This window comes from Paenibacillus sp. Y859 (genome assembly GCF_056786405.1).
In genome coordinates this window covers 214,902-229,186 of sequence record NZ_JBXCIZ010000007.1, presented here as the reverse complement: position 1 = coordinate 229,186, position 14,285 = coordinate 214,902, and the positions used below count along the sequence as shown (strand labels likewise).

Below are 14,285 nucleotides of genomic sequence, written 5' to 3'. Positions count from 1 at the left end.
CCGCTGAAATCCCAGAAGTGCAAGCACTTCTGAAATCTCCGCTCGACTTGCATGTATTAGGCACGCCGCCAGCGTTCGTCCTGAGCCAGGATCAAACTCTCCAATTAAGATCAAACAAAGTTTGATCGATCGCCATGTAAATCGTCCATCTCCTTGCGGAGAGGATGAATTACATGACGAATAATGAAAAGAGCGATTATGCTCATTTTGAAACAAACTGACAAGAACATAAATGTTCTTTTTTTAAAAATTCACATCATCCATTTGTTCAGTTTTCAAAGAACTTATTTACGTCTGCTGTCAAACAATGTCGTTTGCGGCAGAAATATAATATATCATGTTCTCACTATCAATGTCAACTCTTTTTTATTTCTTTTTACTAGATTGTGAGAAGCTTGGTTTGTCACTTGTTTGAAGCGACAGTTGATAATATACCATGGCATTCGACAAGATGCAAGCTTTTTCGTAAAGTTATTTTTATCGAAATAACTACCACTTCCTGATCACTTCATGAGTGAGACGTCCTTGCGAGCATATAGGCTTATCGCGACCATGCCCTCTGGGTTAAACTATCACAACTTTGCTAATTCTGGTTGGGTGATTCTAGCAGTTGTGGTGCCCGTGGGATTTTCTTTTAGTTCAGGAAGATTTCCTAAAAAAAATGCAGCAGCCCCTTATATAGAGGCCACTGCATTTCCTATCTATTTCAGAGGTATCACTCCAACTTCGCATCTAGTCCCAATAACCGAATAAACTCATCTTCGTCCTCGATCACTTGAATGCCAAGCTTTTGTGCCTTCGCAAGCTTACTGCCTGCTTTCTCACCAGCAATAACGAGATCAGTCTTCGCAGACACACTACCTGTTACTTTCGCACCTAATGCTTCCAAACGTTTGGCTGCCTCATCACGAGTCAGTTTATGCAGCGTTCCTGTCAGCACAACCGTCTTCCCGTTGAAAAAGGAGTCTGTACTCACTACTCGAGCTTCTTCCGGCGCTTTCGCTTGCACACCTAAAGTCAGCATCACATCAATACCTGCGCGCATACGCGGATCTGCAAAGAAGTTCACGATACTTTCTGCGACAATCCCGCCGACATCTGGTAGAACGATTAACTCATCGATCGTCGCTGCCATCACAAGAGATAGATCACGGTAATGTTCTGCTAACATTCGAGTGGTTGCTTTACCCGTGTTCGGAATTCCTAAGCCGAAGAGGAACGACGCCAGATCACGTCCTTTGCTATTCTCCAACGCTTGCAGAAGGTTATTGGCCTTCTTGTCCCCGAAACGATCCAGATTAACTAGGTCATCATAAGCTAACGTGTACAAATCTGCCGGTTCACGCACTCCGCGCTCATTATATAGAAGCTCTGCAGTCATCACACTGAACGTATCAATATCCATCGCATCACGTGAGGCGAAATGAGTAATCCGTCCAATCAATTGTGGTTTGCAGTCAAGACGATTATTGCAGAATAGATGTGCACCTTTTTGCTCCAATGGGAACTCGCATGATGGACAATTTGTAGGGAATACGATTTCCTCCCCATCAGCCTCTTCTGGCACTTTGCCGAGAATCTCAGGAATAACGTCATTGGATCTACGAATGAACACCCGCGCACCCAAAGCGTACTTCAAGTTCTTCCGTTCAATATCGCCGATATTGTTCAACGTGCAGTTCTGAACCGTTACTCCAGCAAGCTCAACAGCTTCTACCCGAGCGACAGGAGTTATTTTACCCGTACGGCCAACTTCCCAAGACACAGACTCCAGAACAGTTGTTGTCTCTTCCGCTTCGAACTTATAGGCAACTGCCCAACGTGGAAATCTATCTGTGTAGCCCAGTACCTCTCTCGTGCGCATATCTACAAGTTTGATAACAGCTCCATCGATCAGATAGTCTAGAGAAGAGCGACGTTCCACTATTTTCACTAACTCCTCCATCACATCTTCGAAGTCTTCGAAATAAGCAATGAACGGGTTGACCTTAAATCGATTATCCTGCAGGAAGCCCATCATCTCACGATGATCCTTAAATTCAACAGCATCGCTATAACCCACATTGTAGAAAAAAGCATTCAATCGACGTTCCGCCGTTGCCTTCGGGTTCAAGTTACGAAGCGCCCCTGCCGCAGCATTACGCGCATTCTTCAGTGGCTCCGCAGCTTGCAGATTGTAATCACTAAGAACAGACAGATTCATGATCCCTTCGCCTTGAACTTCAATCGTGCCCTCAGTATAAGGTATCGTAAGTGGAACGGACTTAATCGTCTTCACCTGCGCAAGAATCCCCTCACCCGTCGCCCCATTTCCCCGAGTTGCTGCCTGTACTAATCTCCCGTTACTGTAAGTCAGATTCAGCGTTAACCCATCGAACTTCAATTCAACGGCATAGCACAGATCCGGCAAAAGATCATCCGGGTTATTGTTGTTATACTCTGTCACAAGCTTAATCGCTCGATTATTCCAATTGCGAAGCTGATCCATATTTTGCGCTTTATCCAGACTCCAGAGCGGTGCCAAATGACGATGAGGTTCGAAACCCTTGAGTAATTCCGCTCCTACTCTTTGCGTTGGAGAATCGGGGAGGACGATTCCAGTATCTTTTTCAAGCTGAACCAACTGATCATATAAAGCATCATATTCTTTGTCACTCAAAAGAGGTGTATCCATCGTGTAGTAATGATAATTATGCTTATTAATCTCGGCTACGAGCAGATCCATCGGTTGAATCGAATCCATGACAGCGTATCTCCCCTTCAATATATACTTCGTGATCAAAAGATAGTCTTTTGAATATCCTCTATTACTCTACCTTCGTAATGGGTGCAAATCCTGCCAACAAACGCTTCACTCCAACAGGTGCTGGAAAAGCAATCTGCAGCTCCGTGTCATCCCCGCTACCTTTGACAGCGACGACAACGCCAATTCCCCATTTACCATGGGAGACTTTCTCGCCTGCTTTTAGAGCAGACAGATCAGATGAACTTCCTGCTTCCGTATTCGCCTTCATGGATGTCGTTACAGTCACGCGATTAGCCGCCGATGCGGTAGAACCACTAAGAGATGAGTTAGATCCGAAGTTACTTCCTCCACCACCCAAGCTACGTCCTCCATAGGCACCACCTGTACTGCCACCCCGCTGATAGCGATCACGATCTCGAGCCATCACCGTATCTTCTTTCAGTTCATCTGGAATCTCTTCTAGGAAACGAGACGGTTGATTCGCTGTTGTCCGCCCAAACAAAGTTCGCATCTGTGCACAAGATAGAAACAACTGTTTCTCCGCGCGTGTAATACCAACGTAGGCAAGACGGCGCTCCTCCTCCAACTCCTCATTATCACTGAAAGCACGGCTGTGTGGGAATACTCCCTCTTCCATTCCAACAATGAACACAACGGGGTACTCCAAACCCTTAGCGCTATGCATCGTCATGAGAGTAACGGTGTTGACGTCCTTTTGCTCCTCAGGATCATCATTCATCGTATCGATGTCAGCGATTAGAGCTAGATCTGTTAGAAAAGCTACCAATGATCTATCTTCATTATTCTTCTCAAATTCCATCGTTACAGACAAGAACTCTTCAATATTCTCCAAGCGAGAGCGTGATTCCAGCGTCTTCTCCTTGTCCAACTCCTCGCGATATAGCGACAACTCTAGAATCTTCTCCGTCAACTCCGTAACAGACGATTCCTCCACCATCTGATGTAAGGATGCGATCATATCATAGAAGCCTACAAGTGCGTCGCGTGTTCGTCCGGCGAATCCAAGATCATCTACGAATTGCAACACTCGGAAAATAGAACTCCCCCGCTCCGATGCCGCCGCCGCTAATTTCGCGACTGTCGTGTCACCAATGGCTCTCTTCGGCACATTAATAATTCTCGTTAAACTAATATCATCATCTGGATTGGACAAAAGCTTCAAATATCCGAGTAGGTCTTTGATTTCTTTGCGATCATAGAACTTGATGCCGCCGACAATCTGATAGGGAATATCTGATTTGATCAGAATTTCCTCGATTACCCGTGACTGAGCGTTCGTACGATATAGAATGGCATGATTCTGATAGGATTGCCCTGAATTCACGTTCTTAGTAATCTCAGATGCGACGAAATATCCTTCATCATGTTCCGAATTGGCACGATACACCTTTATTTTGGCGCCTTCGCCCTGATCGGTCCACAGCTTCTTCGGTTTGCGTCCTGTATTCAGGTTAATGACTTCGTTCGCTGCATTCAGAATGTTCGAGGTAGATCGGTAGTTCTGCTCCAGGTAGATCGTCTGTGCTTCTGGATAGTCCTTCTCGAAATTAAGAATGTTCGTAATATCCGCTCCACGCCAGCGATAGATGGATTGGTCACTATCTCCTACGACACAGATGCGGTGATGCCCCTCAGCTAACATACGGCACAGCATATACTGCGCACGGTTCGTATCCTGATATTCATCGACGTGAATGTATTGGAATTTCTTTTGGTAGAAATCGAGAACTTCTGGAACTTCTCTAAATAATTCAATGGTCTTCATGATCAGATCATCGAAATCTAGTGAGTTATTGTTCTTCAGTCGTCTTTGGTACATCTTATATATTTTGGCCGCAAGCTCTTCGATATAATCCGTAGCCTTCTGTTCGAATTGATCAGGTAGTATTAACTCATTCTTAGCAGCACTAATAATAGCCTGAATGGCCTTCGGTTCGAATTTCTTCGTATCAATGTTAAGTTCCTTCATACAATTGCGGATGACGGAGAGTTGATCGGTTGAATCCAGAATCGAGAAGCTCGAGCCGAATCCAATTCTTTCAATATCTTTACGCAAAATACGTACGCACATGGAGTGGAAAGTAGATACCCAAATATCTCGACCTTCTCTTCCCACAAGCTTCGATACGCGATCTTGCATTTCACGTGCTGCCTTGTTCGTAAAAGTAATGGCCAGAATAGCCCAAGGTGGAGCTTTACGTGTGGCAATCAGATACGCGATTCGATGCGTAAGCACCCGCGTCTTTCCACTCCCGGCACCTGCCATAATTAATAGAGGTTTGTCTACAGCTTCAACCGCTTGCTGCTGTGGTGGGTTGAGTTTCTTTATCGCTTCATGTATGTCAATAGGTTGCATGCGCACATGCTCCTTCCGAATATAAATTATAATAATTCCTTGCAAATAGTGGTGTGAGATGACCGCTGCGGTAACGGATTGTCCTTACGATCGCTGTTGCCCTCGGATTTCCTGAATGGATACAACCTATGGTAGTAGAAATCCAATGTCAAAGCATATGCTTTCGAGGTAGCTTTCCTACGGAAAACTTGTAGGCGACCACTAACGTTTCTTCAGGACAATTCCGTTCCCTGCGCTAGGTTTGCTCGCTGTCCCATATTTTCAATGAATAGTGATTATGGTGCAGTTTATTTCTACAACGGCTACTTCACAGCCCCTACGGTCTGCAATGCTTGCGCTAAATCCTCATAAATAATGTTACCGACTACGATAGTGTCACTTACCTCTGCTGCTTGTTTGGCCGAATGAAGATCTCGGATACCACCGCCATATATAAGTTGAGCTCCTGTTAGTTCTTGTTGCACCGCTCTAACGATCTCCATATCTCCAAAGATACCACTGTATTCCAAGTACACTACGGGCAATGACATCAACTTATCTGCCACTTGGGCGTAAGCGACAATCCCTGATCGTTCAAGCTTAGTATCTGCTTCCGTTAATTGTGCAACGGTGGAATCTGGATTCAGGACAATATATCCTTCTGTCACGAGTAGTTCCCAAGGGATCATATATCCGAACCGATCAATGGCTTGCTGTTGATGTCCCACGATCCAAGATGGATCACAACTATTCAACACCATCGGGATCAAATAGAGATCGAACCCTGGCACAATGGCTTCCATATCCGACACCTCTTGTACACATGGCAATTCGTACCGACGTACCCGTGACATCAGCTCGACGGTATTCTCATAAGTTACCCCTGATGACCCTCCAACCATTATAGCATCTGTACCGGACATGCATACTGCATCCAGACTCCGTTCATCCATCTCCCGGTCAGGATCTAGCTTAAATACATGTCTCCAAGACTTCATCATTTGCTTCAACCTTCATACCCCCACGGATCATCGTAAGACTCTAAATCTAGTCTATGTTAGCGAGGGGACACTGTCAATCTGTTCGCGTTGAATAGGAACGGAATATATAACCATCGTCGGTCTCGCAGTTGCACAAAGAACACTTAAATTCGCTCCTTCTCCATTAGCTCTGGGTTTAGCTGCAAAACATACATCTAATTACTCCCAAAACCCCATTTTCCACCGTTTCCCCAATTTTAGATGTATCTTTGCATCTGTTTCTCTCTATTCCACCTTTCCCAACTAATTAACTGCATTTTCTGCAATTGCTCGACTTTGCGGCGACGTAGCGATAAAACGACCGTCGCGCAACTTGGTGCGAGGCCTGAAGAAAGTTACACAACCGACTAAATGAACACTATTCAGCTTCATAGTGACCACTCGATCTCATACGTAACTTTTCCGCAATTCACGATCAAATAAATAGAACGCCCAAGTGGACGTTCCATTGTGTAATATCAATTCAGCTTTTCTCCATCACGGCAAAGTAATTATTGTCATGATCAGCAAAGTTAAATACTCTACCTCCAGGCATAGTTACCATTTCTCCGAGTGTGATGTTTTTATCTGAAAAGTCTTTATACAGAATATCTAGATTGTCTGATTAAAAGATTAACGAAGGTGTACCCAGATTTAATTCGGGCTGCATTAGCGCAATGAACTCCTTATTGTGGAGAACGAAGCTAGTCAATATTGGTACGCTTGATAATGTCTACTTCGAGGGCGAGACGTTCACTAGTTTCGCTTGATCAGACAACACCTTCTCTACAAGATGAACAGCTGAATAGAAATATACTATAATAATCCAATCATTTGGAGCAATTTCAGAATTGCTCATCGTATTCGCTACTTCCAGATTAGAAATATAATTCAACTGGTGTTGATCACACGTTGGCATGAAATATTACTCCCTTTCTGAAATACGCTTTGCATTACGCGGGAGTAAATTCAGGTTGAAATGATCTGAAATCGAATAACGGACATCAAAATATTCATCAGGATAAAGATCGTATGCCTCGACTTGAACCGCTGCAATCTGATTACTCAAATCATCTTGATCTTGATCAAAAATCACAGTGTAAAAGTGATCTTCCCCCACTGCATAATAGTAAACCTCTTTAACGTTAGGAAGATCAAGAAGTTTATTACCTATTATATCTACCATTCTAACCTCACCACACACAGTATCCTTATGCGAGTTAGCATTGGCTAATTCCAGCAAATCTAAACGAACGTCTTTTGAATCACTCCGCACTATGTAGTTACCACCACCGAAGGTTTTGAATAGATCATACTATCTATTAATAGAAAAGCAAAGGTATACTAGGTTCTATTGATTTCTCCAATGAGACCGTCGGAGTGATCTTGGCCTTCACCTTGTCACTCCGGGGTACGAGTCTGTCTTACCTAACGATCAATATACAAAAAAACTGCCCCTCAAGCATATCGCCCAAGGAACAGTCTCATAATCTACTTAATAAGCATTGTGATTCTTAAATCCATTCGTAATGGTCTTCATAATAATCCTAATATCAAATAAAATAGACCAGTTCTCAATATAGAAAATATCGTGGTTAATCCGATCTTCTATGGAGGTGTCCCCACGCAAGCCATTCGTCTGTGCCCAACCGGTAATGCCGGGGCGAACGTGATGCTTCACCATATACTTTGGAATCTCATCGCGGAATTGCTCCACATAATAAGGTCGTTCCGGTCGTGGTCCTACGACACTCATATGTCCCATCAACACATTGAAGAATTGGGGAAGCTCATCTAGGCTTGTAGATCGTATGAATGTACCGAACCGAGTCCGACGAGGATCATTCTCGACCGTCCACCCCGTGTCTACTCCATCTTCCAGCTGCTGCTTCATCGAACGGAACTTATACATCATGAAATTACGACGATTCAATCCAACACGCTCTTGCTTAAATATAATGGGACCCGATGAAGTACATTTGACGCCCACTGCCACTGCGAGCATCACAGGTGAAATCAATATAATCGTGGTCAAAGAAAATACAATATCGAATAATCTCTTAAATATTCGGTTACCTGCTACATCAAGGGGTATGTCTCTAACGTTAATCATAGGCATACCCGCGAAATTATCGAAGTAAGGGCGAGCCGGTAAGTAATCGAAGAAGTCCGGTATGATCAGAGTTCGTACACCCGCCTTCTCACAAAGGACAATAATATTCTTATATTTCGAATGCGCATCTAGTGGTAACGCAAGGACAACTTCATCAATGAGTTCTCGACTGAGCACTTCCTCAAGATCATCCAAATTTCCGAGAATTGGACTGAAATGCTTCGCCTCAATATTATCCCAGACTTGATTATCATCTAAGAATCCAACGACCTCATAACCTAATTCGGGATACTGCCTCAAATTATTGAAGAATCGTTTACCTAGACTACCTGCTCCCACAATTAATACAAATTGTCGGTTGTAGCCTTTCTCACGGAAATGCTTAAGAGAGACTTTAAGGAAATAGCGATAAAATATAATAAAGAAAATATTCAAACTTAGATAGATCGCTAGATACACCCGTGAAATATCAATCTCTTTAATAACAAACATGACACTAATCAGGACGAATATACTAACCAAATGTGCCTGAATAACTTTGAGGAATTCATCTGCGAATCTCTTTTTTCTCTTGGGTGAATAGAGTGTCAATACGACACCTATAACAACCGCGATCCCACCGTAGACAAGACTCCACAACGCATACTTCTCTATAGGCATCGGAGTTTCATATGGAATCAAGCCGCTTTCGAATTTAATCCACCAAGCGAGCAGGAATGACATCTGAACGACGAGAAAATCTGATAAAATATATAACTTGGTAAGTATACCCTGACTTCTACGAATCATAATCTCACCTCCACCTGATTATCTGCTGGTTTCGAAGCAGGCTTCGATCGGGTCAATTTGTTCTTGAGTAACGCCATTGTAAATTTTAAACCTATCCCCATATAGATAACGCTATTAGTCAACCAATGGTAACGGTCTTTATAATGTTTGTGATGGAATATCACCATCGCGCGATGGAATTCATAGATAATCCGTGTGGGTCTGCGACGAGCACTCCCCCCTTTAAGATGGATGATGGTCGTACGAGGATAATAATGAATGCCCCAACCCGCCTGCTTGATGCGATAGCACCAATCAATATCCTCACCATACATGAAGAAGGTCTCATCCAGTCTACCCACCTGATCAATCGTTTCCTGGCGAACCATCATGAATGCACCTACCAGACAATCCACAGGATACTCCTCATCGGGATCCAAATGGCCTAGTTGGTACTGATTGAACTTTGGATTATCAGGGAATAATCTAGATATGCCGAATGCATAATAAAAAGACGCCGATGGTGTCGGAAAACCTCGACGACACGCCTTATCAAGACTTCCATCAGGCAGAATAACTTTGCACCCTGATGCTCCTACGGTTGGATTCTCATCCATGAAGGAGATCATCGTCTGCAACGTATCCTCTTGTACAATCGTATCTGAATTGAGGAGAAGAACATATCGCCCAGTCGCGATGTCCATTCCTTGGTTATTTCCACGGGCGAACCCGATATTGTCATCGTTTGCGATAAGTGTCACTTGTGGATACTCTACGGCAATACTCTCAACAAATGAATCACTAGAATGGTTGTCTATGGCAATCACTTCAAAGGTATAACTTGTAGTCGAAGCAAATACCGATTGTAGGCAATCCATCGTTAGCTTGCATGTATTATAATTAAGAATAAGAATACTTAAATCCATGTATGTAGCACTTCCTGACAAATATAGTAATCTCTCGACAATATTATACCATACCGATGGTAGTTCAGGAGAGTTTTACTTAGGGAGTCTATTCCTTCTGTCCATAATCTCTTTGCGCTTTTCCCTTAGATGTGGCAATTGCTCTAAGAATGCCCTCCATGCGCCTAGCACTTTAGGTTCTCTTAATAGAAAATATCCATTGCTAGCGATCTCATAAGGTAATAATCGGAGGATCGATCTAAATACACCTGAGCGCTCCATGTTTTTATACATCATTTTATAACGGTTAATGTATGATGCCCTTCGTATGAAGAGTGGCTGACTGGTTCGCCCCCCTTGCTTCCATCCTCTAGCATGATACCCAATCGCTTCTGCTAGATAATAAGACTTCCATCCTAGCAGTTGCGCACGCCATGCAACATCTACATCTTCTTTATATGCAAAAAAGTCACTGTCGAAAAACTCATCATTTATGCTAATATTCTCAATCATTCTCCGAGAGTAGAGTGCTGCCGCTCCGGACACGCCAAATACTTCTTCAGACTGATCCCACTGCGATGATAGCTCCCCAGCTCCACGGTCAAAGGCTCGACAATGGTTATTCATTATTAAGCCTGTACTATCTACCAACTCTGGGTTAGAACTTAACAGTAGCTTTCCAGTTGCGCTTCCGATATCCGGTCGATGCTCCATTTGCTCAACCAGTAACTTGATGTAATCCGGTTGTAATGTTACATCTGGGTTCAGCACCAATACGTAATCAGTCGAAGATAAAAGAATAGCTTGATTATGAGCTGGAGCAAAGCCAACATTGGCTAGGTTCTCCACGATATAAATGGCGTCATTAAACCGTTTGGAATATGAGTTAACTTGTTGTACTGTATCATCAGATGATGCATTATCAACCACGATAACTTGCTGTATAGGATACGTTTGAGCTTGTAGCGCTTCTAAACATGTTGAAATGTCTTCCGCACTATTATAAGTTACGATATGTACGCTAACAGAATTTTTCATAAGAAGATTTTCCTTTACGATTTAGATTTACTCTCTATTATAGAGTAATCCCTCGATCAGTGGGATAAGATCGAGGGATTCGTTGAAAAAACTATTTGGATTCAGTTGCATTCCATTGCTGTAAGAAGTCTCTAAGCCCTTCTCGCCATGAGCGTAGATCCTGAAAACCATTCGTTCGAATCGATAAATGCTCCATGACCGAATTAGCTGGACGATGAGCCGGACGTGGGAATTCATCTGTCGAGCAAGGCTCCGGCTGAGCAATAATGTTGATTCCCAACTGACGAGCTTCCTCAAATATGGCCTGAGTAAACTCATACCATGTACATACACCACTATTAGAAGCATGGTAGACACCGTACTTTTCTGTCTCCATAAGCTCTAACAAGAAGTTGGCGAGATCAACCGTATAGGTTGGAGATCCCTTCTGGTCATGCACAACTTTTAGCGAGGGCTTCTCTTGACCGAGACGCAACATCGTTTTGACAAAGTTATTCCCATACATACCATATACCCAAGATGTTCTAACGATAAAGTATCGTGATGATAGGCTTTGCACTAACGCCTCTCCTGCACGTTTGGACTTTCCGTAAATACTCTGGGGATTCGTATTATCATACTCTTGATATGGTTCAGTGCTAGTACCATCAAACACATAATCTGTACTGATATAGATCAGCTTGGATCCAATACCTTCCGTAGCCACCGCTATATTCCTCGTACCTACAGTATTAACAGCATAAGCACCATCTATATCTGTCTCAGCAGCATCAACCGCTGTATATGCCGCACAGTGGATGACAACATCTGGCTGATATTGACCGATCACTTGTTGGCATTGTGCCAAATCGGTAATATCCAACTCATTCCGATCACATGCAAACACATTATGACCGCTGTTCCGCAAGTTAGTAACGACATCCGTCCCTAACTGACCGGCTGCTCCTGTCACCAGTGCTCTCATAGAGAATCTCCTAGACGCTCACCATATTGTTTTACCTGATATTGTTGGTACTCACCCGATTGAATACGAGTCCACCAATCTTTATTATTCAAGTACCATTGAATCGTCTCTTTGATTCCGGTCTCGAAGTTATGCTTCGGCTTCCAACCCAACTCTTGTGTAATCTTCGTTGGATCTATTCCATAACGACGGTCATGGCCCAGACGATCCTCCACATATGTGATTAGAGATTCTGGTTTATTCAACTCTTGTAAAATAGTCTTCACAATATGGAGATTATTCCGTTCATTGTTACCCCCGATATTGTATACTTCACCTACACGTCCCTGATGAATGATAAGATCAATGGCACTACAATGATCCTCAACATACAACCAGTCACGAATATTCAGCCCATCACCGTATATCGGTAACGCTTGATCACTCAATGCACGAGATATAATCAATGGAATAAGCTTCTCTGGGAATTGGTAAGGTCCATAGTTATTAGAACAACGCGTGATGTTCACAGGCAATCCGAACGTCTCGTGATAAGCACGAACCAACAGATCCCCTCCCGCCTTACTAGCGGAATATGGACTATTCGGTTCTAATGGCGTACTCTCCATGAATAGACCCGTCTCACCAAGCGAACCATACACTTCATCCGTAGATACCTGTACATACTTCGTCACACCATACTTCTTAGATGCATCAAGTAGCACCTGAGTACCCAATACATTCGTCTTCACAAACACTTCCGGCTCTAGAATACTCCGATCCACATGCGACTCCGCTGCAAAGTTAACAACGACATCAATACCTTGCTGGAATATTTGATCAATGGCCTGACCATCCGTAATATCCGCTTTAACAAAAGAATAATTCGGATGATTCTCAATAGACTTCAGATTCTCTAGATTTCCTGCGTATGTCAACGCATCCACGTTCACAATTTGATAATTTGGATGCTGTTGCAACATGTATATAACAAAGTTACTACCGATAAATCCGGCACCACCGGTAACAAGAAGTTTCATTTGAAAATATTCCCCCTACTCAAAATTAAGTTCCGCATCTTGAAGTAGCGGATGACGTTGATCTTTATCCGAAAGAATCGGATTGGATGTAGGCCAATCAATCCCTAAAGCAGGATCGTTCCATAGTATGCCACGATCGTGCTCCGGCGAATAATATTCGTCCACTTTATAGAATACTTGCGTATTCGGAACAAGCGTGCAGAACCCATGGGCGAATCCCTTGGGAACTAAAAGTTGACGATGATTATGTTCACTTAAGATAACTCCCACCCACTGACCGAACGTTGGTGAGTTACGACGGATATCAACGATCACATCGTAAATGGCACCAGATAGTACCCGGAGTAGCTTCGTTTGAGCCTTGGGATTAAGCTGATAGTGAAGCCCCCGCAGAACCCCTGATTCTGCGGAAAGAGATTGATTATCTTGGATAAAAGTATGACTAATCCCCTGCTGCTGTAGTATAGCGTCGTTATAGCTTTCCATGAAATATCCACGACTATCTCCGTGGACGTTTGGTTCTATTATACTTGCACCCTGTAATTTAAGAGGAGTGACTTTCATAACCTCGAATTCCTCCCTATATTTATAATTTCAATTTGCCAAATGCTTCCCCAAAGTTCAAGTTCTGTGATAACTCGTTAGCCCGAGCCAATGAAGCATGCGTCCCAGCATCCGTCCACCAACCTTGGAGAATATCGAAAGTAAGCTCATTACGATTAATATATGCATTATTCACATCTGTTATTTCTAATTCGCCTCTGTTAGAAGGCTTTAAGGTCTTCACAATATCAAACACATTATTATCGAACATATAAATCCCTGTTACCGCATAATTAGATTTAGGTTGTTCTGGTTTTTCCTCAATAGAAGTAATTCGTTCTCCTTGAAGTTCAGGCACTCCAAATCGTTTGGGATCTTGAACTTCTTGAATTAGGATCTTCGCGCCACTCTTCTGCTGTTGGAAGTTTTGCACATAAGGAGTTATATCATCTTCAAATACATTGTCACCTAGAATTACGACCATTTGGTCATCTCCAACAAAATGTTCAGCTAGATCAAGTGCTTGTGCAATACCCCCAGCTTCATCTTGTACTTTGTATGTGAAGGTGACACCCATTTCCGTGCCACTACCAAGAAGATTAACTACATCTCCCATGTGGTCTTTACCTGTCACAATGAGAATGTCACTAATACCAGCTTGCTTTAGTTTATATACAGAGTGAAAGATCATAGGATATTTACCTACGGGAAGAAGATGTTTGTTGGTGACCTTAGTTAACGGGTAAAGCCGCGAGCCTGTACCACCTGCTAGGATTATACCTTTCATTATGTTACCTCCGTTCTTTTACTTTTA

Annotated in this window: 12 protein-coding genes, 1 rRNA gene and 1 pseudogene; all 14 read right to left on the bottom strand. The window is 43.1% G+C overall.

The window, feature by feature from the left end; all coding sequences use genetic code 11:
• Positions 1-107, bottom strand: a 16S ribosomal RNA gene (locus tag AC1TO8_RS16185); the annotation flags it as partial.
• A gap of 608 nt (positions 108-715) precedes the next feature.
• Positions 716-2,743, bottom strand: a complete 2,028-nt coding sequence (gene ligA / locus AC1TO8_RS16180; RefSeq protein ID WP_482056653.1) for an NAD-dependent DNA ligase LigA — start codon at positions 2,741-2,743, stop codon at positions 716-718.
• A 64-nt stretch (positions 2,744-2,807) separates the two neighbouring features.
• A complete protein-coding gene (gene pcrA, locus AC1TO8_RS16175) occupies positions 2,808-5,123 on the bottom strand; it encodes a DNA helicase PcrA (protein ID WP_482056652.1) in 2,316 nt (771 codons plus the stop codon).
• Positions 5,124-5,425: 302 nt separating this feature from the next.
• Positions 5,426-6,103, bottom strand: a complete 678-nt coding sequence (gene pcrB / locus AC1TO8_RS16170) for a heptaprenylglyceryl phosphate synthase (RefSeq protein ID WP_482056669.1) — start codon at positions 6,101-6,103, stop codon at positions 5,426-5,428.
• A gap of 502 nt (positions 6,104-6,605) precedes the next feature.
• Positions 6,606-6,830 (bottom strand): annotated as a pseudogene (locus tag AC1TO8_RS16165) (VOC family protein); the annotation flags it as partial.
• A gap of 24 nt (positions 6,831-6,854) precedes the next feature.
• On the bottom strand, positions 6,855-7,040 hold the full coding sequence (locus tag AC1TO8_RS16160; protein WP_482056651.1) for a hypothetical protein: 186 nt from the start codon (positions 7,038-7,040) through the stop codon (positions 6,855-6,857).
• A gap of 6 nt (positions 7,041-7,046) precedes the next feature.
• On the bottom strand, positions 7,047-7,397 hold the full coding sequence (locus AC1TO8_RS16155; protein WP_482056650.1) for a hypothetical protein: 351 nt from the start codon (positions 7,395-7,397) through the stop codon (positions 7,047-7,049).
• A 219-nt stretch (positions 7,398-7,616) separates the two neighbouring features.
• Positions 7,617-9,023, bottom strand: coding sequence for an undecaprenyl-phosphate glucose phosphotransferase (locus AC1TO8_RS16150; RefSeq protein WP_482056649.1), 1,407 nt, complete (start codon positions 9,021-9,023; stop codon positions 7,617-7,619).
• Positions 9,020-9,928: a glycosyltransferase family 2 protein gene (locus AC1TO8_RS16145; protein ID WP_482056648.1), complete on the bottom strand. Its 909-nt coding sequence runs from the start codon at positions 9,926-9,928 to the stop codon at positions 9,020-9,022. Before AC1TO8_RS16145 ends, AC1TO8_RS16150 begins: the two co-directional genes overlap by 4 nt.
• Before the next feature lie 75 nt (positions 9,929-10,003).
• On the bottom strand, positions 10,004-10,945 hold the full coding sequence (locus tag AC1TO8_RS16140; RefSeq protein WP_482056647.1) for a glycosyltransferase family 2 protein: 942 nt from the start codon (positions 10,943-10,945) through the stop codon (positions 10,004-10,006).
• Between the two features lie 91 nt (positions 10,946-11,036).
• Positions 11,037-11,909 carry a dTDP-4-dehydrorhamnose reductase gene (gene rfbD, locus AC1TO8_RS16135; RefSeq protein ID WP_482056646.1) on the bottom strand — a complete coding sequence of 291 codons (873 nt, stop codon included), beginning with the start codon at positions 11,907-11,909 and terminating at the stop codon, positions 11,037-11,039.
• Positions 11,906-12,928 carry a dTDP-glucose 4,6-dehydratase gene (gene rfbB / locus AC1TO8_RS16130; protein WP_482056645.1) on the bottom strand — a complete coding sequence of 341 codons (1,023 nt, stop codon included), beginning with the start codon at positions 12,926-12,928 and terminating at the stop codon, positions 11,906-11,908. Before rfbB ends, rfbD begins: the two co-directional genes overlap by 4 nt.
• Before the next feature lie 15 nt (positions 12,929-12,943).
• Positions 12,944-13,492: a dTDP-4-dehydrorhamnose 3,5-epimerase gene (rfbC, locus tag AC1TO8_RS16125; RefSeq protein WP_482056644.1), complete on the bottom strand. Its 549-nt coding sequence runs from the start codon at positions 13,490-13,492 to the stop codon at positions 12,944-12,946.
• Between the two features lie 22 nt (positions 13,493-13,514).
• On the bottom strand, positions 13,515-14,258 hold the full coding sequence (locus tag AC1TO8_RS16120) for a sugar phosphate nucleotidyltransferase (protein ID WP_482056643.1): 744 nt from the start codon (positions 14,256-14,258) through the stop codon (positions 13,515-13,517).
• Between the last annotated feature and the right edge of the window lie 27 nt (positions 14,259-14,285).

Bases quoted from the DNA above. Each gene is read 5' to 3' on its own strand.
- ligA (WP_482056653.1), bottom strand. From the start codon at position 2,743: ATGGATTCGATTCAACCGATGGATCTGCTCGTAGCCGAGATTAATAAG.
- pcrA (WP_482056652.1), bottom strand. From the start codon at position 5,123: ATGCAACCTATTGACATACATGAAGCGATAAAGAAACTCAACCCACCA.
- pcrB (WP_482056669.1), bottom strand. From the start codon at position 6,103: ATGATGAAGTCTTGGAGACATGTATTTAAGCTAGATCCTGACCGGGAG.
- AC1TO8_RS16160 (WP_482056651.1), bottom strand. From the start codon at position 7,040: ATGCCAACGTGTGATCAACACCAGTTGAATTATATTTCTAATCTGGAA.
- AC1TO8_RS16150 (WP_482056649.1), bottom strand. From the start codon at position 9,023: ATGATTCGTAGAAGTCAGGGTATACTTACCAAGTTATATATTTTATCA.
- AC1TO8_RS16145 (WP_482056648.1), bottom strand. From the start codon at position 9,928: ATGGATTTAAGTATTCTTATTCTTAATTATAATACATGCAAGCTAACG.
- AC1TO8_RS16140 (WP_482056647.1), bottom strand. From the start codon at position 10,945: ATGAAAAATTCTGTTAGCGTACATATCGTAACTTATAATAGTGCGGAA.
- rfbD (WP_482056646.1), bottom strand. From the start codon at position 11,909: ATGAGAGCACTGGTGACAGGAGCAGCCGGTCAGTTAGGGACGGATGTC.
- rfbB (WP_482056645.1), bottom strand. From the start codon at position 12,928: ATGAAACTTCTTGTTACCGGTGGTGCCGGATTTATCGGTAGTAACTTT.
- rfbC (WP_482056644.1), bottom strand. From the start codon at position 13,492: ATGAAAGTCACTCCTCTTAAATTACAGGGTGCAAGTATAATAGAACCA.
- AC1TO8_RS16120 (WP_482056643.1), bottom strand. From the start codon at position 14,258: ATGAAAGGTATAATCCTAGCAGGTGGTACAGGCTCGCGGCTTTACCCG.